This window comes from Serratia sp. OS31 (genome assembly GCF_014164835.1).
GTDB lineage: Bacteria > Pseudomonadota > Gammaproteobacteria > Enterobacterales > Enterobacteriaceae > Serratia > Serratia liquefaciens_A.
This window is the reverse complement of the sequence record NZ_JACJFQ010000015.1, coordinates 83,012-103,992: the sequence shown is the minus strand read 5'-3', so window position 1 is coordinate 103,992 and position 20,981 is coordinate 83,012. Positions and strand designations below refer to the sequence as shown.

Sequence of the window (20,981 nt, the reverse complement as noted above, 5' to 3'; positions counted from 1 at the left end):
GCCATGTCGTTTTTCCGCCGCAAGAAGCTGCCCGCTTCGATCAAACCCAGCGTCACCTTTTTACGACTGCTGATTAAACGTGTCGACAGCGATGGCCTGACCATGTTGGCGGGCCATCTGGCCTATGTCTCACTGCTGTCACTGGTGCCCCTGGTGACCGTAGTGTTCGCGTTGTTTGCCGCGTTCCCGATGTTCTCCGACATCAGCGTTCAGCTGAAAAGCTTCATATTTTCCAATTTCATGCCGGCCGCCGGCAACGTGATCCAAAGTTATCTGGAGCAGTTTGTCGCCAACTCCAACAAGATGACCGCCGTCGGGACCTGCGGCCTGATAGTCACTGCGCTGTTGCTGATCTCGTCGGTGGACAGCGTGCTCAACACCATCTGGCGCAGCAAGAATCAGCGACCGATCGTGTTTTCATTCGCCGTGTACTGGATGGTGCTGACTCTGGGGCCGCTGCTGGTGGGCGCCAGTATGGCGATCAGTTCCTATCTGTTGTCACTTAACTGGCTGGCGCAGACCGGCGTCAACAGCCTGGTGGATCAGGTGCTGCGTATCTTCCCGCTGATCCTGTCGTGGATATCTTTCTGGCTGCTGTATTGCATCGTGCCGACGGTACGGGTACCGCCCAAGGATGCGTTGATTGGTGCGCTGGTAGCCGGTTTGCTGTTCGAGCTGGGCAAGAAGGGGTTTGCGCTTTATGTCACCATGTTCCCTTCTTATCAGCTGATTTACGGCGTCTTGGCCGTGATCCCCATTTTATTCCTTTGGGTCTACTGGAGCTGGTGTATCGTGTTACTCGGCGCGGAAATCACGGTCACCCTCGGGGAATACCGCGATTATCGACAGCAAAAGGCACAACAAGAACAGTCATCAGAAGGGCAGTTATGATTGCGTTAATTCAACGGGTATTAAATGCCAGCGTCACGGTCGAAGGCCAGACGGTAGGCAACATAGGTCCCGGTTTGTTAGTGTTATTGGGCGTGGAGCAGGACGATAACGAGCAAAAGGCCGTGCGCCTGTGTGAGCGCGTGCTGGGCTACCGCATCTTTGGCGATGAGAACGACAAAATGAATCTCAACGTCCAACAGGCAGGAGGCAGTTTGCTGGTGGTCTCGCAGTTCACGCTGGTGGCCGACACGCAAAAAGGTATGCGTCCAAGTTTCTCTCGCGGTGCGGTACCGCAGGAGGCCGATCGGTTATACCAATATTTTGTTGGCCAGTGCCGCGAACGCGGTATCGAAACCCAAACCGGTGAGTTTGCGGCCGACATGAAAGTCGCGCTGGTGAACGACGGGCCGGTGACGTTTTGGCTTCAAGTCTAAGAATTCTGAGAGAGAAGGCGTCTATGTATCACCTACGAGTACCGGTAACAGAGCAAGAACTGAAAGAGTATTACCAGTTCCGCTGGGAAATGCTGCGCAAGCCGTTGCACCAGCCGGTGGGGTCGGAAAAGGATGCCTACGACGCCATGGCGCACCACCAGATGGTGGTGGACGAGAGTGGAAAAATTGTTGCCATTGGGCGGCTGTACATCAATGCCGATAACGAAGCCGCGATTCGTTTTCTGGCGGTAGACCCGACGGTGCAGGACAAAGGTCTGGGGACGCTGGTAGCCATGACGCTGGAATCCGTGGCGCGTCAGGAAGGCGTGAAGCGCGTAGTCTGTAGCGCCCGTGAAGACGCTGTGGATTTCTTCGCCAAACTCGGTTTCGTGAATCAGGGTGAGATCACGGCGCCGCAAACCACGCCGATTCGCCATTTCCTGATGATCAAGCCGGTGGCGACGCTGGACGATATCCTGCATCGCCCCGACTGGTGCGGTCAGCTGCAGCAGGCCTGGTACGATCACATTCCGCTCAGCGAGAAGATGGGAGTGCGCATCAGCCAATATACCGGCCAGCGCTTTGTCACCACCATGCCGGAGATTGGCAACCAGAACCCGCACCATACGTTGTTTGCCGGCAGCCTGTTCTCTCTGGCCACGCTGACCGCCTGGGGCCTGATCTGGCTGTTGCTGCGTGAAAGACATCTGGGCGGCACCATCATTCTGGCGGATGCCCATATCCGTTACAGCAAACCCATCACTGGCCGGCCCCGCGCTGTAGCGGATCTCAGCTCGTTAAGCGGCGATCTGGCCCGTTTGGCCCGTGGCCGCCGCGCTCGCGTGCAGGCGGAAGTCCATCTGTTTGGTGACGACGACAAAGGTGCGGTATTTGAAGGCACTTACATGGTGTTGCCGGCTGAGCCGGAAGTGCCCCTTGATCAGGGTGGCTGTGAGGCGATAGACAGTTAATATCCAGGCCCTCTCTATGCGGAGAGGGCCCATCCAGGACTAAGGCAGTTGCTGGTTGACCGTCTGGCCATCGGCGGCAGTGGCCTGCAAGCTGCCCCGCAATGAAGCCTTAAATGGCCCATCGCTGTTCAACAAACCTTTCAACTGCAATTGCAGGTTACCGTCTCCTTCCAGCGGAACCGCTTGCCATCCCCACTGTTGCAGGGTGTTCACCGGTACCGAACGCCCGTTCAGCGACAGCGTAAACGGCTTGCCCGGCAGCTGTTCGACGGTGGCTTTGGCATCCAACAGCCCCTGGGGCATAAAGGCACTGAGTTCGGTGACGTTGATTTGCCCGTCATTGGCGTTCAGCGCCAGCGATGGGCGGCGAACGTCAATCTTGTTGAAGGTAGCTTCACTGCCGTTCAAATTCAGCGTGCCGGACCAGATACCCCACTGGTGGTCGCGCGCCAGCAGCAGGTTACTGCCATAGCCGTCCAGCGCGGTGATCTGGAACGGGAAGTCTGGGTTGATATCGATGATCAGATTACGGTTGGTGGTCAGCTTGTTGACGTACACCTCCGCCAGCCAGTTCGGCAGCGGCTGCAACCACAATCCGCGCCAGTCGATAGGCAATGTATATTCCAGCGCGGCCACCGCCACCTCATCCAACTGCAAGCGGTTGTTGGCGCGCAGCCAGTTGCCGGAGGTACGCAATAACCCGCCCTCCCAGCGGGTGGTGAATTGCTGAATGGCGATGCCGGCCGGCGACAGTCGCATACTCATGATCGGATCAATCAGATGGAAACTGCCATTGATCAGGTCGCTGGCGTTGAAGTTCAGCGAACCGTCCTGGCTGTTCCAGTCGCCCTTCTGGAAGGTGACGTTTTGCAGCGACAGGTCGAGATCGTTGAATGCCCACTCCTTGCCTTCCAGCCGGGCATCGATCAGATCAAAACGTTTGAGCGTAACGGGGGGCAGAGCGGTAAAACGCTGCCAGAACTGGGCCAGTGTCAGCGGTGTCTGCATGCGCACGCCGCTGAGTCTCAGGCGCTCTACCTGCCAACTGCCGTCGGCGGCGCGAGTGGCTACGCCGGTCAAATCCCCCTGCGCCAGGTCGGCGCCGAAATTGCTGAGCAACAGCTGATTTTGTTTCAGCTCGCCCTGAACCAGCACCTGAGAGGCAGGAATACCGTTGAGCGTCATCGAGCCGGCGCTGAACTGGAACTGATTGTTATCACCTAGCGGATGGCCGGCTTTGGGTTGCCATGGCGTGATACCGGCGTTGACCTGTTGCGCGTTGAGCTGCCAGGTTTCATCGTTGGATTGCAGCGTCATATTGCTCAGTTGCAGCACGTCGGCCTGTATCGGCATTGCCGCGTCTTGCTGTTGCAGATTCAGCGTGCCGTCACGCAGCGTGACGCTGTGGAAATCGCGAGGTTCGGTAATTTGGCGCAGGCTGAGGCCGAGATCCAGCCGTTTGGCCACCAGCGTTTGCGGCTGATTTTTTTTGGTTAACTGAACGTCTTCCAGACTGATTTGGCCCGGTTGGTTCCATGAATGCGAGATGGCCGCCACCGACAGACGGTAGTCGCTGTTATCGCTGACCCAGCGGCTGACCCAGCCCGCGGCCCAACGGGTTTGTCCTATGACGTACAACAGTGCAATGGCAAGCACGACCAGCAGCAACAACGTCAGCAACAGTTTTCCGATAAATTTCATCGTCTACATCCGCGTCGGTCAAAAAAGATACCCTGTTTATGCCGCAATTGGGCTGGCATCTCAAGTGCAATGGTCTGATAGACAATAAAAAACGGCCGCAAGCGGCCGTTTGTGACAGGAGGCGTGACGGATTATTGTTTCTCATGCTCCTGCGGGAACAGCAGGTTCAGCGCGATGGCGGTGATGCCGCCGGCAGCAATGCCTGAGGAGAGCAATGTTTTCAGCCAGTCTGGTGCGAACTGCAAGATCAGCGGCTGCTGGGATACGCCCATGCCCACGGCCAACGACAGCGCCATAATCATGATTGCACGACGGTTCAGGCGTTCACGAGACACGATGCGAACCCCGGAGGCTGCAATGGTGCCGAACATCACCAGGGTGGCGCCGCCCAACACCGGTTCAGGAATGTGCTGCACGAAGCCGGCCACCGCCGGGAACAACCCCAGCGCGATCAGCATCAGCGCCACCACGAAGCCGACGTAGCGGCTGGCGACGCCGGTCAGTTGGATCACGCCATTGTTCTGACCGAAGCAGGAGTTGGGGAAGGTATTGAACACCGCCGACAACATGGAGTTCAGGCCGTTGGCCAGTACGCCGCCCTTAAGGCGTTTCATATACAGTGGGCCACTGACCGGTTGTTCCGACACGTCAGAGGTCGCGGTGATATCGCCGATAGTTTCCAGCGAGGTGACCATAAAGATCAGCATCAGCGGCAACAGCAAATTCCAGTCAAAGCCCAGGCCGTAATACAGCGGGGTCGGAATGATGATTGCTGCCGTTTCGGGAGTCGGCTGGCTTTCTGGCAGCATGCCCATGGCCCAGGCCAGCAGATAGCCCACCGCCATGGCAATCACCAACGAGGCAACGCGCAGGTAGGGATTGCGCTGACGGTTAAGCAGGATAATGACCAGTAGAACCGCACCGGCCAGCAGCAGATTTTTGGGCGCGCCGAAGCTGCCCCCGTTCATCGCGGCATAGCCACCGCCGATGGAGGTCAGTCCGACCTGGATCAGCGACAAGCCGATAATCATCACCACAATGCCGGAAACCAGCGGAGTGATGATGCGCCGTGCCAAGTGCAACACGCGTGACAGCAGGATCTCGGTACAGGAGGCGACCATCAGCGTACCGAACAGCGCAGCCATCATGGTGGGAACGTCCGCGCCGCCGTTTTTCAGCGCCAGCCCGCCCATAATCAGCGGCGAAACAAAATTAAAGCTGGTGCCCTGAATAGACAGCAAGCCTGAGCCGACGGGCCCCCAGGTTTTGATTTGTAAAATAGAGGCCAGGCCGGAGGCGAACAGCGACATACTGATAATGTGCTGAGTGTCCTGCGCCGGCAGACCGAGCGCCTGGCAGATCAGCAGAGCCGGGGTGATCACCGCAACGAACATTGCCAGCAGGTGCTGACCGGCGGCAAACAGCGTTTGCGGCAGCGGCGGGCGATCTTCCAGACGATAAATCAGTTCACTGTTGCGGGGAGTGGCGGATGCTTTTTGCGCAGCATCGAGCTCGGCGGATGGCTGGGTCATGGTGTGGCATTTCCAGAAACGGCAAAGCAGGCATTTTAATGATTTGGCCCATAAAAGCAAACGGTTGCGCGTTAATGCTTTGTTAGCAGTATCGTCACTTATGTCGCATTTTCGTTCATTTTTTCTTGTGTTATCAGCGTTTTTTACTTCTAATCCTGCACTCATCAAGTTTTAAAAACTAAGCGGTTTTCTCTAACTTATTATTTATTAATTGGATCTTTTCCCTTACATGGAGTAACTGGATGTTTCATCTTGATACTTATGGCACGTTAGTCGCAGCAACATTGGTTCTGCTCCTTGGGGGCAAATGCGTCACCAGCATCCCCCTGTTGAGGAAATACACCATTCCCGCTCCTGTCGCCGGTGGTTTACTGGTGGCGCTCCTGTTGTTAGCCCTGAAAAAGTTCGTTAATTGGGAAATCAGCTTCGATATGTCGCTGAAAGACCCGTTAATGTTGGCCTTCTTCGCCACCATCGGTTTGAACGCCAACCTGTCGCGGTTGCGCGCGGGTGGCAAGGCATTAATGGTATTCCTGTTTGTGGTGCTGGGCCTGCTGCTGGTGCAGAACGCCATCGGCATCGGCATGGCGAAAATGCTGGGTCTGGACCCGCTGATGGGCCTGATCGCCGGCTCCATTACCCTGTCCGGCGGCCACGGCACCGGGGCGGCCTGGAGCAAGCTGTTTATCGAACGCTACGGCTTTGAAAATGCCACGGAAGTGGCGATGGCCTGTGCCACCTTCGGCCTGGTTCTGGGCGGCCTGATTGGCGGTCCGGTGGCGCGTTACCTGGTGAAGCACTCTTCCACCCCGGAAGGCTCGCCGGATGACAGCGTCCAGCCAAGCGGCTTTGAAAAACCGGAGAGCGGCCGTTTGATCACCTCGCTGATCATGATTGAAACCATCGCCATGATCGCCATCTGTCTGAGCCTGGGGCAGTTTATCTCCGGCTTGCTGAGCGGCACGGTATTTGAATTACCCAACTTTGTTTGCGTGCTGTTCGTTGGGGTGATCCTCAGCAACACCCTGGCCTTCACCGGGTTCTATACCGTATTTGAGCGAGCGGTATCGGTGTTGGGCAACGTTAGCCTGTCGCTGTTTCTGGCGATGGCGCTGATGAGCCTGCGTTTGTGGGAGCTGGCTTCTCTGGCGCTGCCAATGCTGGCGATCCTGGCCGTACAGACGCTGGTGATGGCGCTGTACGCAATCTTCGTTACCTACCGGGTGATGGGTAAAAATTACGATGCAGCGGTGCTGGCTGCGGGCCACTGCGGTTTCGGCATGGGAGCCACGCCTACGGCGATCGCCAACATGCAGGCGATTACCGATCGCTTCGGTCCATCGCACCTGGCGTTTCTGGTGGTGCCTATGGTGGGGGCGTTCTTTATCGATATCGCCAACGCGATTGTGATTAAGCTGTATCTGCTGTTGCCGGTGTTTCCGACTATTGGCTGATTAACCGGTCGTAATAATGGAAAAGGCGCCTATTTGGCGCCTTTTCTCTGCCTGAAAATCAGGCGTTGGAGTAACGTGCTTTCTCCGGTAGCCAGCGCTCAATCAGGGCTCGGGCATGCTCCGGGTACTGCTGGTGGATATGGCGAGCGACGCGTTGTACTTCCGGGATCATCGCCTGATCGCGCAGCAAATCCGCCACTTTGAACTCTGCGCTGCCGGTTTGGCGCGTGCCCAACAGTTCGCCGGGACCACGGATTTCCAGATCGCGTTGGGCAATAACGAAGCCGTCATTGCTGTCACGCAGCACCTGCAGACGCTTTTGTGCCGTTTTGCTCAACGGTGTTTTGTACAACAATACGCAGTGAGACGCCACGGCGCCGCGGCCTACACGACCCCGCAACTGGTGCAACTGGGCCAGCCCCAGTCGCTCCGGGTTTTCGATAATCATCAGGCTGGCATTGGGCACGTCGACGCCAACCTCGATGACCGTGGTCGCCACTAACAGCTGCAGTTCGCCCTGCTTGAAGGCCTGCATTACCGCCTGCTTCTCTTGAGCTTTCATGCGCCCGTGCACCAGCGCCACTTTCAGCTCCGGGAGTGCGATTTTCAATTCTTCCCAGGTGGCTTCCGCTGCCTGAGCTTCCAGCAGTTCGGATTCTTCGATCAGCGTACAAACCCAGTACGCCTGTCGGCCTTCTTCCATGCAGGCGCTTTTTACCCGCTGAATAATATCGGCGCGCCGGGTGTCTGGAATGGCGACGGTAGTGACCGGCGTTCTACCCGGCGGCAGTTCGTCGATCACCGAAGTGTCGAGATCGGCATAGGCCGTCATTGCCAGCGTGCGGGGGATTGGCGTGGCGGTCATGATCAGCTGATGGGCATGGAAGCCTTGCTCCTCACCTTTCTCCCACAGTGCCAGCCGCTGGTGTACGCCAAAACGGTGCTGTTCATCGATGATCACCAGCGCCAGACCGGAAAATTGCACCTGTTCCTGGAAGATGGCGTGGGTACCGACCACCATGGAGACCTGCCCGCTGGCAATTGCCTCTTGCTGTGCGATACGCGCCTTGCCTTTTTGCTTGCCGGCCAACCAGCCAACCTCTAACCCCAGCGGTTCGAACCACTGACGGAAGTTATTGGCGTGCTGTTCGGCCAGCAGTTCCGTCGGGGCCATTAACGCCACCTGCTTGCCGTGAGCGATAGCGCGCAGTGCTGCCAGCGCGGCCACCAGCGTTTTGCCTGAACCGACGTCGCCTTGCACCAGGCGCATCATCGGGAAGCCTTTTTGCATGTCGGCTTCAATATCGGCCACTACGCGATCTTGCGCGCCGGTGGGGGAAAAGGGCAACTGGGCGAGGAATTGCTTTTTAAGCCGGTCGTCGGGCATTAACGGCAGCGCCTGATAGCTCTGCGCACCGGCTCGGACCGCCAGCATGCTGAGGTTATGCGCCAACAGCTCTTCCAGGATCAGACGTTTTTGCGCCGGGTGCTTGCCCTGTTCCAAATCTGCCAATTGGATATCCGGCGGCGGGCGGTGCAGGGTATGCAGCGCCTGTGGCAGGCTCATCAGCCCGCCGCTCAGTTCCGGCGGCAGCAGTTCGGCAATGGCGCAGGTATCCAGCAACTCCAGCGCCTGATCGGTCAGCTTGCGCAACGTGGCCTGGCGGATGCCTTCGGTGGTGGGATAGACCGGTGTCAATGACTCTTGCAGCTCAACTTCGCTGCTTTCCCCTTGAATGCGATATTCAGGGTGAATAATTTCGGCGCCGTGGTTGCCGCGTTTGACTTCACCGTAGGCGGTCACGCGACGGCCGGTGGCCAGGCTGTTTTTCATCGCTGCGTTGAAATTGAAGAAACGCAGGGTGAGCAGGCCGGTACCGTCGCTGATCTGGCAGGTCAGCATGCGCCGCCGTCCAAAACTGATGTCGGTACGCAGTACTTCGCCTTCCACTGTGGCAAAAATACCAGGCTGCAGGTCGTTTATCGGATAGAGGCGGGTGCGATCTTCATAACGCAGCGGCAGGTGCAGCAACAGATCTTGAATGGTTTCCAGGCCAATCTTGGCCAGTTTGCCTGCCTGGCTGGCGCCAACCCCGGAAAGCGTGGTGAGTGGGACAGCATCCAGCAGACGGCCTTTCATTTGCGTACCGTCGCCTGCATGGCCGCCCACCATTCGGCATCGGCGACCACCTGGCCCTGTTGATCAATATGAGGACGCGGCAGTTTTTTACGTTTAGCCACGTTGGCCAGCACCGGATAGCCGCCTTCAAACAGCAGACGCTGTTGCTCTTCTGCGTCGAGCATACTGTGCTCACGGCGGTACAGACCGGCATTTTGCCGCTGGCGTTGCGCTTCGTACAGGATCAAGGCTGAGGCAACCGACACGTTGAGCGACTGCACCATACCGATCATCGGAATGATAATATCCTGATCGGCAAGTGCCAGCGCTTCTTCGGTAATGCCGGTTTTTTCCTGGCCCAGCAGGACGCAGGTAGGGCGGGTGTAATCCACTTCGCGAAAATCTACCGCCCGGGCGGAAAGGTTAGTCGCCAGGATCTGCATGCCCTGGCCTTTCAGGTGAGTCACGGCGTCGCCGATGGTGCGATGGGTTTGAACATTGACCCAGCTGTTGCTGCCGGCGGCGGAGGAAACCAGGGTTCGCATGCGCGTGGTTGGCCATACGGCATGCACCTGATGCACGCCAACGGCGTCGGCGGTGCGGATAATGGCGGAGACGTTATGCGGTTTGTGAACCTGTTCCAGGCAGACGGTTAAATCCGGCTGCCGGGTGGCCAGCATTTCACAAATCCGCGCATAGCGTTCAGGGCTCATAAGCGCTAATTTCGGTTACGGTTAACTTTAATGACATCCGGCATGATACGGATTTTACGCATAATATTTGCCAGATGGATGCGATCGCGGGTGGTCAAGCGGATAAAGGCGCTATAAACCCGGCCGTCTTTCTCTTCGGTATTCAGGCTTTGAATATTGGACTCAGCCGCATTGATGGCAGCCGTCAGGTTGGCCAGCGCCCCCTGATGGTTAAACATGTCCACTTTGATCTCGGCAATGAATTCCTGCTCGATGTCTTTATCCCATTCTACCGCCATGAACTTTTCAGGCTCTTTCTGGTAGCCGCGGATATTGCGACAGGATTCATGGTGGATCACCAGGCCTTTGCCTGGGCTGACGTGGGCGATAATCGGGTCACCCGGAATAGGTCGGCAGCATTTGGCAAAGGTGATCAGCACGCCGTCTGCGCCCTTGATCGCCAGGTTACGAACGCCGGAAGAGGTGCCCAGATTGGACTGGTCGCCCTGCAGGTTTTTCGCGACCACGACGCTCATGGCGTTGCCCAGGCCGATTTCAGCCAGCAGATCGTCCAGCGTCGCCAGCTTCATGCGATCCAACTCGTGTTGGATATTTTCCGGTGGGATCTCCGCCAGTTTGCGACTGCCGCCCAACGCATGGTTCAACAAACGGCGGCCGAGGCCAACTGAATCATCGCGCTTGAGGTTTTTCAACATCTGGCGAATTTTAGCGCGCGCTTTGGAGCTGACGACAAAGTTCAGCCAGGCGGCGTTTGGCCGTGCGCCCGGAGCGGTGATGATTTCGACCGTTTGGCCGCTGGTCAGTGACTGCGACAGCGGGTATGGCTGACGATCAACTCGTGCGCCAACGCAGGCGTGGCCGATATCGGTATGCACTGCGTAGGCGAAATCGACCGGGGTGGCGCCCGCAGGCAGTTCGACGATGCGGCCTTCCGGGGTGAAAACGTAAATCTCATCCGGGAACAGATCGGATTTGACGCTCTCAATAAATTCAAACGAGCTGCCGGCGCTCTGTTGCAGCTCCAGCAGGCTCTGCATCCAGCGCTGGGCTCGGATTTGCGCGGTGGTGCCGGTTTCGCCCTGTTCTTTTTCTTTATAAGCCCAGTGCGCGGCGACCCCCATTTCGGCCATCTGATCCATATCTTCGGTACGGATCTGCACCTCTACCGGGACGCCATGCGGGCCGATAAGTGAAGTGTGCAGCGATTGATAGCCGTTGGCCTTGGGAATGGCGATATAGTCTTTGACCCTGCCCGGGCGCGGTTTATACAGGCTGTGAGCCTGACCCAGCACGCGGTAGCAGGTGTCCACCTCTTTCACGATCACCCGGAACGCATAGATATCCATAATTGAATGGAAGCGCTGTTCTTTCAGGTGCATCTTGAGGTAAATGGAGTACAGGTGTTTTTCTCGCCCGCTGACGCGGCAGGGGATGCCGGCCTCGGTCAATCGCCCTTCGATTTCGGCGAGAATCTTCTGGATCATCTCTTTACGATTACCGCGCGCGGCTTTCACCACTTCTTTGATTACGCGATAACGGTTCGGGTACAACGCCTCAAAACCCAGCTCTTCCAGCTCGGTTTTCAGGTGGTGAATACCCAGACGATGGGCCAGTGGGCTGTAGATTTCCAGGGTTTCACGCGCAATACGCCGCCGTTTGTCGGGACGCAGCGAACCTAAGGTACGCATGTTGTGCGTGCGGTCAGCCAGCTTGATCAACACGACGCGGATATCCTGCACCATCGCCATGATCATCTTGCGGAAGTTTTCCGCCTGGGCTTCTTTTTTGTCCTGGAATTTCAGCTTGTCGAGCTTGGATACGCCCTCAACCAATTCGGCGACGCTTTTGCCGAACAGCTGTTCCATATCCTGGTAGGTGGCCGGGGTGTCTTCGATGACGTCGTGCAGCAGGGCTGCCATCAGCGTCTCATGATCGAGACGCATTTCCGCCAGAATGCAGGCCACGGCAACCGGGTGAGTAATGTAGGGCTCACCGCTGGAGCGTGTCTGTCCCTCGTGAGCATCACGTGCAACGAGGTATGCCTGTTTGAGGCGCTTAATCTGCTCCTCAGGCAGGTAACGTTGAATCAGCAGATTCAGGCTTTCAAACAGGTACAAGGCAGGCTCGCAGTCTAATTAATTAACGACGACCTTCAGCAATCGCGGTAACCGCTTGAATTTCTGCGGCTTCCTGCTCTTGCTGCTCCTGACGATCGCGAACATCGAGGATCTGGCTGGTGATCAGACCTTCTTCGATTTCGCGCAGCGCGATAACGGTGTACTTGTCGTTTTCTTCCGGAACAAGTGCATCTTTACCGCCAGTCTGGATTTGACGTGCCCGACGAGCAGCGACCAACACCAGGTCAAAACGGTTACCAATTTTCTCTACAGCGTCTTGAACAGTTACGCGTGCCATATTTGTGCTACTCCACAGGTGACGAAAAGACTGGGCATAATACTGAAACTGTCTTCAGTCTGCCAATAGTTTGCTGATTAAAGCGTCATGCCGCAGTAATTGGCGGCCTAAACGCAGGCGTTCGGCGCGAATTATGGTTTTCAGATCGGACAGGGCCAGATCGAAATCATCGTTCACGATTAAATAGTCATACTCCGCGTAGTGCGTCATTTCCGCCACGGCTTGCGCCATGCGTTTGGCGATCACTTCGTCAGAGTCTTGCCCGCGCCCGCGCAGGCGGCGGCCAAGTTCTTCCTTCGACGGCGGCAAAATAAAGATGCTGCGCGCCTGGGGCATTTTGGCACGAATTTGCTGCGCGCCCTGCCAGTCGATATCCAGGAAAACGTCTACCCCGGTCGACAGCACCTGCTCAATGGCAGCGCGTGAGGTACCGTAATAGTTGCCGAACACTTCGGCGTGCTCAAGAAACGCATCCTGCTCGATCATTCGGCAGAATTCTTCTTTTGAGACGAAGAAATAATGATCGCCATGCTGTTCACCCGGGCGGCTGTCGCGCGTGGTGTGCGAAACCGAAACCTGCGTGTCGTACAGCGGTTGCGTCTTTAACAAAGCCTGAATCAGACTTGATTTCCCTGCGCCGCTAGGGGCAGAGACAATATAAAGCGTGCCTTGAGCCATGATGATATTCGTTGATATGCCAATAACAGCGGATGTGTATTTTCTCCGCACAGTATACACGGCTAACGCACCGGATGCAGCGTTAGCTCGCATTTTGCCCGCCGCTTTATGCTGAAAAAACCTTAAATGGGGATGTTTGCGCAGCATATCGCTAAATTTTGATGGTTTTCTGCAATGCGAGCGGATTTTCTCGAGCCGCTGCGCAGAGCGCCTCAGGGACCATTGTCGTGCTTTCCACTTCCAGCTTTACTGCCGGTTATCAGGGAGGTGAGCGATGCGCAAAAGTGTCATGAGGATAGGGATGATGCTGCTGGTCGGTTTACTGTGCAGTGAGGCTGTTTGGGCGCAAGCCTGCCCAGCGTGGCGCCCGGTGCGGCTGCAACTGGAGATAACCGCCTTAAAAAACCAGCTTGAACGCTGGGACGTAGCTTATTACCAGCAGGGCAGCAGCTTAATTGAGGATGATGTCTACGACGGCCTGCGCGAAAAGCTACGGTTATGGCAGCGTTGCGCCGGGGCAGCTTCGGAGGGGGACTCAGACCCGCTTTTACCTGAAGGCAAGGTGCCGCATCCGGTGGCGCATACCGGGTTGCGGAAATTGCCGGATCCTGTCGCCGTGGCCCAATGGCTAAAGGGCCGCAGCGATCTCTGGGTTCAACCCAAAGTGGACGGAGTAGCCATCACGCTGGTTTATCACGACGGAAAACTGACGTCGGCGATCAGCCGAGGGAACGGGCTGAAAGGCGAAAACTGGCTGGAAAAAGTGCGGACTATTCCTGCGGTGCCGGTCAGTATTAAGGGTGCCCCGCCAACATTGATTCTGCAGGGAGAGCTGTTTCTGATGGTGAACGGTCATCAACAAAAGGTCAGCGGTGGCATTAACGCTCGCGCCAGGGTCGCCGGCGCGCTGATGAAAAAGAAGCCTTCGCCGCTACTCCGGCAGATCGGCCTGTTTGTCTGGGCTTGGCCGAACGGGCCGCAGGAGATGACGCAGCGTTTACGCCAGCTTGCTGACATGGGTTTTCCTCTTGCCCAGGATTTTTCGCAGCCGGTGAAATCCTTGGCGGAGGTGCAGCAATGGCGAGAGCGCTGGTATCAAGCCGCTTTGCCATTCGTCACTGATGGTGTAGTGATCCATCAGGCGCACTCACCCCAGGGGCGTTACTGGCAAGCCAGACCCGGTGATTGGGCCGTTGCCTGGAAGTATCCGCCCGCGCAGCAGGTGGCGAGGGTCAATGGCATTGATTTCAATATTGGTCGCACCGGAAAAATTGCTGTGGTACTGCGGCTTGAACCCGTCAGGATGGACGATAAATGGGTGACAAGAGTTAACCTCGGCTCGCTACCGCGTTGGCGGCAGTGGGCGGTGGTGCCTGGAGACCAGGTTACCGTCAGCCTGATGGGACATGGCATTCCACATCTCAATAACGTGGTCTGGCGTGGAACGGACAGGTCGCTGCCCAGCGCACCGTCGGCTGAACGTTACCACGCGTTGAGTTGTTTTAGCTGGCGGCCGGATTGCCGTCAGCAGTTTCTTGCCCGGTTGGTGTGGTTGAGCGGTCCGCAGGGGTTAAGTTTGCACGGCGTCAGTGAATCGACCTGGCAGACGCTGATTGATCAGGGGTTAGTGCAGCATTTGCTGGATTGGCTGCTGCTGACGCCGGAGCAACTGATGGCTGCCTCAGGCATCGGCGGCAAGCGAGGGCAAAGCATTCACCGGCAATTTCAGCAGGCGCGACAACAACCGTTCTCGCGTTGGTTGCTCGCTTTAGGTATACCACTCTCCCCGCAGCAAACGATGGCGCTGACAAACTGGCATCAGGTCCAGCAAATGTCCCCGGTGGCATGGCGGCAAATCGCTGGTATTGGTGCGAAGAGGGCCCGGCAGATTGCAGCATTTCTCCAACATCCGCCATTTTTGGCGCTGGTTAGCACCCTGAGCTCACAAGGGATTGCGGGTTTTGCCAACGCGCCTTGATGTGATGTTCCTCTTGGAGCCCATCAACAACGGGATTGCCTTTGCCGCTACGGCGACCCCTGTTAGTGGTCCGGATGCTGATAGTTAAACACCGGCAGACCCAGCCGAAAGCGCAGAGCAATCAGTCGGGCGCTGAGGCCGGCCACCAAGGTGATGATCACCACCATATTATGTGGCAGGCTTAAGTGTTGCAGACCGATGTACAGCCAGGCGGCGGCGAAGGAGATGCCGGCATAAATTTCTTTCTGGAAGACCAACGGAATTCGGTTGCAGAGCATATCGCGCAGTACTCCGCCGAACACGCCGGTGATCACGGCGGCAATCGCGGCAATGATGGCTCCGTGGCCCATGTCCAGCGCGACCTGCGCACCGATGATTGAAAATACAATCAGCCCAACGGCGTCCAACACCAGAAAAAGACGCCGCAGGTGACGCATCAAGGGCGCCAGCCAGGTGGTGACGATAGCGGCAATAGCAACGATAACGATATATTCAGGATGTTTGACCCACCCCAGGGGGAAATGCCCGAGCAACATGTCGCGTACCGAACCGCCACCGATCGCCGTGGCAGAGGCAATGATAATGACGCCAAACATGTCCATTTGGCGGCGGCCGGCAGCCAGTGCGCCAGTCATGGCTTCGGCAGTAATACCGATGATATAAAGAATGCTCAATAACATAAGATATTCACAGGGTGGGCGGGAATGAGTGTCATGGTGGCAGGGTAATAGCCACGAGGACATAGCACCACTGAGTTTTTCTAACCGATGGCAATTCGGATTACTTTAGTTAATCCATTTTTTGTTTTATTTGCTCATCCATTGCCTTTTGCAACCTTATTTTATTCAAGAAAGCATTAGATATTTCGCATTGGTTTCTATTGCTGACTATGCTTTTTGCATTCGATCCCGAAGGCGTTTGGCGGTGAGGGATCTCTGGCTGATGATGGCGTTCACTGAGGAACATGAAGATAAAATGAAACCCACCTCCCTGCTGGCGACGGCTGTCGCTGTGACCATCCTGTTGAGCGGTTGTGTTGCGCCGGTTCAGAACTCCGGGCCGCAAAAACCGGCGACCTGTCAGGTTGGCGATCCTATGGTCCAAACTACGCTTTATTTTGGCCTTAATCGCCCTTCGGGGCCGGCGATCGGTGCTGCCGAGTGGCAGAGCTTTGTGGATCGGCAAGTGACGCCGCGTTTTAAAGACGGGCTGTCGGTATTTGATGCCAAAGGACAGTGGTTGGGTAATGACGGCAAGCTGGCGCGCGAAAATAGCAAAGCGCTGATGCTGATTCATGCACCGGGCAAGGAAAGTGAAACCCATATTGAGGCACTGCGCAGTAGCTATAAACAACAGTTTGCACAGGATTCCGTAATGCGGGTTGATGCGCCGGTGTGCGTCGCGTTCTGATAAGCTCCCGGCCCGCAGGCCGGGATAGCGTTTACAGTACCAGTCCGGCGATGGCTGCCGAAAGCAGGCTCACCAGCGTGGAACCATAGACCAGCTTCAAACCAAAACGAGAAACCACGTTACCTTGTCGTTCGTTAAGCCCTTTGATTGCCCCGGCGACGATGCCGATAGAGGCAAAGTTGGCGAAAGACACCAGGAATACCGACAGAATGCCCAGGCCGCGCGGCGTCAGCTCCGTAGCGATTTTCTTCAGTTCGATCATGGCCACAAACTCATTGGCTACCAGTTTGGTCGCCATAATGCTGCCCGCTCGTAGTGCATCCGGTGCCGGGATACCGATCAGCCAGGCCAGCGGATAGAATACATAGCCCAGGATTTGCTGGAAGCTGATGCCGAACACGGCGGAGAACAGGGCGTTTACTGCTGAAATCAGCGCGATGAAACCAATCAGCATGGCTGCGATAATCATCGCGATTTTGAAGCCCGCCAGAATGTACTCGCCCAGCATTTCAAAGAAGCTCTGGTCTTCATGCAGCTTGCTCAGTTTCAGCTCGGGCTCATCGTCTAACTGATAAGGGTTGATGATCGACAATATGATAAAGGTACTGAACATATTGAGGATCAGCGCGGCTACCACGTATTGCGCATCGATCATCGACATGTAGGCACCGACGATGGACATGGAGACTGTCGACATGGCGGTGGCTGCCATGGTGTACATGCGACGCGGCGAGATATCGCCGATGATGCCCTTATAGGCGATAAAGTTTTCAGACTGGCCGAGCACCAGCGTGCTGACGGCGTTGAAAGATTCCAGTTTGCCCATGCCGTTAACCTTGGACAGCAGGGTGCCGACCAGACGGATAATCAGCGGCAGAATGCGAAAATGCTGCAAAATACCGATCAGCGCGGAAATAAAGATAATCGGGCATAACACGCCCAGGAAGATAAACGCCAGTCCGTCTTTGCTCATGCCGCCAAACACAAAGTCGGAACCCTGTGCGGCGTAGGTCAGCAGCGTTTCAAAGAAACCGGCAACGTGCTTGATGACGCTCAGGCCGCTTTCTGAATGCAGGAAGAAATAGGCGAGTGCCCCTTCAATGACTAAAAGCTGAATAATATAACGCAGGCGGATTTTCTTGCGGTCATTACTGACCAGCAGCGCCAGGGCGATGATCACCACCAGGGCAAAAATAAATTGCAGAATTTGCGGCATAAAAAGTCCGTACGGCTAAACGGGCAGGAAAAAACACATTTAGCCACAGCTCTCCCGGCCTTTCATTACATTACGTGATAATTAGAACAAAATACTTTCGGCAAGCCGGGTAAGTTGCCGATTGTCATCCTCTCTCACTTATCGGCAGTTTTTCATAAATAAATTCAACGCGAATTTCACGGCCTGAGCCGTTTGTGACCCGGTTTTTTACGGCTGTACTATACTTCAGGCTTTGCGATGACTTATAAATCGCAGGGTTATTTTTTTTGGTTCACGACACATCACGACATCCGGTTCTATAACGGGGGCTTTATTGCCTTCTTGCTGAGGAGAACTGTATGAACCAGATTTCAGGCAAGGTTGTGATTATTACCGGTGCCAGCAGCGGATTGGGCGAGGCGACAGCTCGCCATCTCGCCGCTCGTGGCGCAACGTTGGTGTTGGCGGCGCGTCGCAAAACGCGTCTTGATACATTGGCGAATGAAATCATCGCGGCCGGGGGCAAAGCGCTCGCGGTTGCGGTAGATGTCACCCGCCGTAACGACGTGGAGGCAATGGTTGATGCCGCAATAACGGAATTTGGACGTGTTGATGTGTTGGTGAACAACGCAGGGTTGATGGCGATAGCTCCGCTGAGCGCCACCCAGGTTGACGAATGGGAACGGATGATCGATATAAACCTCAAAGGCGTGCTGTATGGCATCGCCGCCGCGCTGCCGGTGTTCGAGCAACAGCAGAGTGGTCACTTTATCAATGTCGCCTCCGTCGCCGGTTTAAAGGTACTTAGCCCGGGCGGTGCCGTTTACAGCGGCACCAAGTTTGCGGTACGCGCTATCTCCGAAGGTTTGCGTTATGAGGTGGGGGCACATATTCGCACCACCATTATCTGCCCAGGCGCTGTGGATTCCGAACTGAAGCTTGGTACCTCGGACCGGGAAAGCGTGAAGTTCGTTGAGGAGTTTTATCAACAGGCCATCCCAGCGGATTCCGTGGCGCGTGCTGTCGCTTATGCCATCGAGCAACCGGCAGAGGTGGATATCAACGAAATTGTTCTGAGGCCAACCCAAGAGCTGTATTAAGCCGCATACCAACGCCGCGCCTTTTCAGGTGCGGCTTTCTGCTTAGCCCCTCGCAACTGTACACAGTTTGTTGTCTCTGCCAGCAATCAGCCCGGAATCTGGCGCGCAGTTTGTGCAATGCGCTGAGTGAACCCTTTGGTTTTTTGATTGCCCAGCAAGATAATTGTCGGACCTTCCACCACACAAGGTGGCCTATTTTCTCAGGATGAGGAGAGGGATGATGAATATCAGCACCCAATTGCGTGCTTTGGCGAATGGCGTCAATCCTGATACCGGCGAGTTATTGAAACCCGCCTCGATGGCCAGTTCGCCAGAGGCAATTCGTCTTTTGTTCGCCCTGGCGGAAGAGTTTCATAGTGAGGCTGAACGCCAGAAAAAAACCAAGTTAACGCCGGAGGAGAAACGGCAGAAAAATATTACTGAAGGGCGGCCGGCAAAATCCTATTTCCCTTGGGATGAAGAAGAGAAACAGCGGCTGCAGGAAAGCCATGCCGAGGGTATGACGCTGGAGGTGATGAGCCGTGAATTTGAGCGTTCAAGCTGGGGGATTGCTGTTCAACTGCAAAAAATGGGGTTGATTACTGAGGAACAAGCCGCGAGTTTACCCAGAGCCTAACCATAAAAAAGCCCGCTAACGCGGGCTTAAGCCAGGAATGAATCGGTTACTCGATGTTCTGGATCTGTTCGCGCATCTGCTCGATCAACACTTTCAGCTCGATGGCTGAAGTGGTCACTTCGGCATTGATGGACTTGGATGCCAGCGTGTTGGATTCGCGGTTGAACTCCTGCATCATAAAGTCGAGGCGACGGCCCACGGCTTCTTTCTTCTTCAGGATGTTGTGCGTTTCTTTTACGTGGGCTTCCAGGCGATCCAGCTCTTCGGCAACGTCAATACGCTGCGCCATCAGCACCAGTTCCTGTTCCAGGCGGGTGTTTTCCAGCTGTACCTGGGCTTCTTCCAGTTTGCTGACCAGACGCTCACGCTGCCATTGCAGAATGTTGGGCATTTGGGCGCGAACCTTGACCACTTCAGCGCTCACGCCTTCCAGACGCTGTTCGATCAGCGCTTTCAATGCGGTGCCTTCGCTTTCGCGAGCAACAATGAAGTCATCCAGTGCGCCATCCAACGCTTGCATCAGCTGTGCGCTGATGGCGTCCAGATCCTGCTCCTGAGCTGACATCACGCCAGGCCAACGCAGGACATCGATAGGATCGATTTCCCCTTCGTCGCTCTGCATTTTTACCCAGTTGGCGGCTTCAACCAGCTGCTTGGCCAGTTTTTCGTTCAGGATCATCGAGCTTTGCGCGCTCGGATCCAGCTCAAAGCGCAGGTTGCACTCCACTTTGCCACGGGTCAGACGACCACGGATGCGTTCGCGGATCACCGGCTCCAGGCTGCGGAATTGCTCCGGCAGACGGATGTAGGTTTCCAGATAGCGTTGGTTAACGGAACGCAGCTCCCAAGCTGCGCTGCCCCATTCACCCTTGATTTCTCGCCGAGCGTAGGCTGTCATGCTGCGGATCATTGATGCGTACCCGTAATAGGAAAAGATGGAGCGATTATAGCGTTGGACCTCCGGGCAGGATAGGCATTACGTCACGAAGCCCGTATAATGCGCAGCCAATCGTTGATAAGAAGCCGGAGAGAGCCCATGCGTCCTGCAGGCAGAGCACCACAACAAGTTCGCCCACTGACACTGACCCGTCATTATACCAAACACGCAGAAGGCTCAGTGCTGGTTGAGTTTGGCGATACCAAAGTTTTGTGCACCGCCACGGTAGAAGAGGGTGTGCCGCGCTTCCTGAAAGGTCAGGGCCAGGGTTGGATCACCGCTGAGTACGGCATGCTGCCGCGTTCCACCCACAGCCGTAACGCCCGTGAGGCCGCCAAAGGCAAGCAGGGGGGCCGCACGCTGGAGATCCAGCGCCTGATCGCCCGTTCGCTCCGTGCAGCGGTAGATCTGAAAAAACTCGGTGAGTTCACTATCACCCTCGACTGTGACGTACTGCAGGCCGATGGCGGTACCCGTACCGCGTCCATTTCCGGCGCCTGCGTTGCGCTGGCCGATGCGTTAAATGCGCTGGTGGCCAACGGCAAGCTGAAAGCCAACCCGATGAAAGGGCTGGTGGCGGCGGTTTCCGTCGGTATCGTTAACGGCGAAGCGCTGTGCGATTTGGAGTATGTTGAGGACTCTGCAGCAGAAACCGACATGAACGTGGTGATGATGGAAGATGGCCGCATGATCGAGGTGCAGGGCACCGCCGAGGGCGAGCCGTTCAGCCACGATGAGCTGTTGGCGCTATTGGCGCTGGCCCGAGGGGGCATCGATACCATCTTCCAGGCGCAGAAAGCGGCGCTGGCAGACTGATTTTTTAAGGCGACTCAAGAG

19 protein-coding genes are annotated in these 20,981 nt (G+C 56.2%); 9 read left to right on the top strand and 10 right to left on the bottom strand.

The features are described from left to right. Positions 1 to 3: 3 nt before the first annotated feature. The 3 genes from H5P17_RS14470 to fabY are packed head-to-tail and all read left to right on the top strand — an operon-like array spanning position 4 to position 2,296. Positions 4 to 891, top strand: coding sequence for a virulence factor BrkB family protein (locus tag H5P17_RS14470; protein WP_044554874.1), 888 nt, complete (start codon positions 4 to 6; stop codon positions 889 to 891). Next, a complete protein-coding gene (dtd, locus tag H5P17_RS14465; RefSeq protein WP_012147545.1) occupies positions 888 to 1,325 on the top strand; it encodes a D-aminoacyl-tRNA deacylase in 438 nt (145 codons plus the stop codon). Before H5P17_RS14470 ends, dtd begins: the two co-directional genes overlap by 4 nt. Positions 1,326 to 1,348: 23 nt before the next feature. Further along, the gene (gene fabY / locus H5P17_RS14460; RefSeq protein ID WP_044554875.1) at positions 1,349 to 2,296 is read left to right on the top strand and encodes a fatty acid biosynthesis protein FabY; all 948 of its coding nucleotides are present in this window, start codon (positions 1,349 to 1,351) and stop codon (positions 2,294 to 2,296) included. Between the two features lie 39 nt (positions 2,297 to 2,335). Here fabY and H5P17_RS14455 read toward each other — a convergent pair whose 3' ends face one another. Both H5P17_RS14455 and H5P17_RS14450 read right to left on the bottom strand, forming a co-directional pair. Then, positions 2,336 to 3,997 carry an AsmA family protein gene (locus H5P17_RS14455; RefSeq protein WP_182823595.1) on the bottom strand — a complete coding sequence of 554 codons (1,662 nt, stop codon included), beginning with the start codon at positions 3,995 to 3,997 and terminating at the stop codon, positions 2,336 to 2,338. A gap of 131 nt (positions 3,998 to 4,128) precedes the next feature. Further along, entirely contained in the window at positions 4,129 to 5,529 is a 1,401-nt protein-coding gene (locus tag H5P17_RS14450) for an NCS2 family protein (RefSeq protein WP_044554877.1), read from the bottom strand. A gap of 242 nt (positions 5,530 to 5,771) precedes the next feature. Between H5P17_RS14450 and gltS the strand changes: the two genes are divergently transcribed. Next, positions 5,772 to 6,983, top strand: coding sequence for a sodium/glutamate symporter (gene gltS, locus H5P17_RS14445; protein WP_182823593.1), 1,212 nt, complete (start codon positions 5,772 to 5,774; stop codon positions 6,981 to 6,983). Between the two features lie 58 nt (positions 6,984 to 7,041). Here gltS and recG read toward each other — a convergent pair whose 3' ends face one another. Genes recG through gmk form a run of 5 tightly spaced genes read right to left on the bottom strand, consistent with a single transcriptional unit; the run spans position 7,042 to position 12,908 of the window. Continuing rightward, complete coding sequence (gene recG / locus H5P17_RS14440; RefSeq protein WP_044554939.1) at positions 7,042 to 9,123, bottom strand: ATP-dependent DNA helicase RecG; 2,082 nt, start codon at positions 9,121 to 9,123, stop codon at positions 7,042 to 7,044. Further along, positions 9,120 to 9,815: a tRNA (guanosine(18)-2'-O)-methyltransferase TrmH gene (trmH, locus tag H5P17_RS14435; RefSeq protein ID WP_020837654.1), complete on the bottom strand. Its 696-nt coding sequence runs from the start codon at positions 9,813 to 9,815 to the stop codon at positions 9,120 to 9,122. The genes recG and trmH overlap by 4 nt, the downstream gene beginning before the upstream one ends. Before the next feature lie 5 nt (positions 9,816 to 9,820). After that, positions 9,821 to 11,932, bottom strand: a complete 2,112-nt coding sequence (gene spoT / locus H5P17_RS14430; RefSeq protein WP_020837653.1) for a bifunctional GTP diphosphokinase/guanosine-3',5'-bis pyrophosphate 3'-pyrophosphohydrolase — start codon at positions 11,930 to 11,932, stop codon at positions 9,821 to 9,823. Positions 11,933 to 11,954: 22 nt separating this feature from the next. Beyond that, the gene (gene rpoZ / locus H5P17_RS14425; RefSeq protein WP_004953385.1) at positions 11,955 to 12,230 is read right to left on the bottom strand and encodes a DNA-directed RNA polymerase subunit omega; all 276 of its coding nucleotides are present in this window, start codon (positions 12,228 to 12,230) and stop codon (positions 11,955 to 11,957) included. Between the two features lie 54 nt (positions 12,231 to 12,284). Continuing rightward, positions 12,285 to 12,908 carry a guanylate kinase gene (gene gmk / locus H5P17_RS14420; RefSeq protein ID WP_041415115.1) on the bottom strand — a complete coding sequence of 208 codons (624 nt, stop codon included), beginning with the start codon at positions 12,906 to 12,908 and terminating at the stop codon, positions 12,285 to 12,287. A 274-nt stretch (positions 12,909 to 13,182) separates the two neighbouring features. Here gmk and ligB point away from each other — a divergent pair, with 274 nt between their 5' ends. Continuing rightward, positions 13,183 to 14,886 (top strand): NAD-dependent DNA ligase LigB, encoded by a 1,704-nt coding sequence (ligB, locus tag H5P17_RS14415; RefSeq protein ID WP_044554878.1) that lies wholly within the window; start codon positions 13,183 to 13,185, stop codon positions 14,884 to 14,886. A gap of 62 nt (positions 14,887 to 14,948) precedes the next feature. Here the strand turns inward: ligB and H5P17_RS14410 are convergent, their stop codons facing one another. Continuing rightward, entirely contained in the window at positions 14,949 to 15,566 is a 618-nt protein-coding gene (locus tag H5P17_RS14410) for a trimeric intracellular cation channel family protein (protein WP_044554879.1), read from the bottom strand. A gap of 295 nt (positions 15,567 to 15,861) precedes the next feature. Here H5P17_RS14410 and H5P17_RS14405 point away from each other — a divergent pair, with 295 nt between their 5' ends. After that, the gene (locus H5P17_RS14405; RefSeq protein ID WP_044554941.1) at positions 15,862 to 16,296 is read left to right on the top strand and encodes a DUF3574 domain-containing protein; all 435 of its coding nucleotides are present in this window, start codon (positions 15,862 to 15,864) and stop codon (positions 16,294 to 16,296) included. Between the two features lie 31 nt (positions 16,297 to 16,327). On the opposite strand, the gene H5P17_RS14400 is transcribed toward H5P17_RS14405, so the two are convergent. Further along, a complete protein-coding gene (locus tag H5P17_RS14400) occupies positions 16,328 to 17,512 on the bottom strand; it encodes a NupC/NupG family nucleoside CNT transporter (RefSeq protein ID WP_044554880.1) in 1,185 nt (394 codons plus the stop codon). Between the two features lie 338 nt (positions 17,513 to 17,850). Between H5P17_RS14400 and H5P17_RS14395 the strand changes: the two genes are divergently transcribed. Both H5P17_RS14395 and H5P17_RS14390 read left to right on the top strand, forming a co-directional pair. After that, complete coding sequence (locus H5P17_RS14395) at positions 17,851 to 18,591, top strand: SDR family oxidoreductase (protein ID WP_182823591.1); 741 nt, start codon at positions 17,851 to 17,853, stop codon at positions 18,589 to 18,591. Positions 18,592 to 18,811: 220 nt separating this feature from the next. Continuing rightward, the gene (locus H5P17_RS14390) at positions 18,812 to 19,207 is read left to right on the top strand and encodes a hypothetical protein (protein ID WP_370570041.1); all 396 of its coding nucleotides are present in this window, start codon (positions 18,812 to 18,814) and stop codon (positions 19,205 to 19,207) included. 46 nt (positions 19,208 to 19,253) lie between these two features. On the opposite strand, the gene H5P17_RS14385 is transcribed toward H5P17_RS14390, so the two are convergent. Beyond that, entirely contained in the window at positions 19,254 to 20,117 is an 864-nt protein-coding gene (locus H5P17_RS14385; RefSeq protein WP_044554883.1) for a YicC/YloC family endoribonuclease, read from the bottom strand. A gap of 126 nt (positions 20,118 to 20,243) precedes the next feature. On the opposite strand from H5P17_RS14385, the gene rph reads away from it, so the two are divergent. After that, on the top strand, positions 20,244 to 20,960 hold the full coding sequence (gene rph, locus H5P17_RS14380) for a ribonuclease PH (RefSeq protein ID WP_012147518.1): 717 nt from the start codon (positions 20,244 to 20,246) through the stop codon (positions 20,958 to 20,960). Positions 20,961 to 20,981 lie beyond the last annotated feature (21 nt).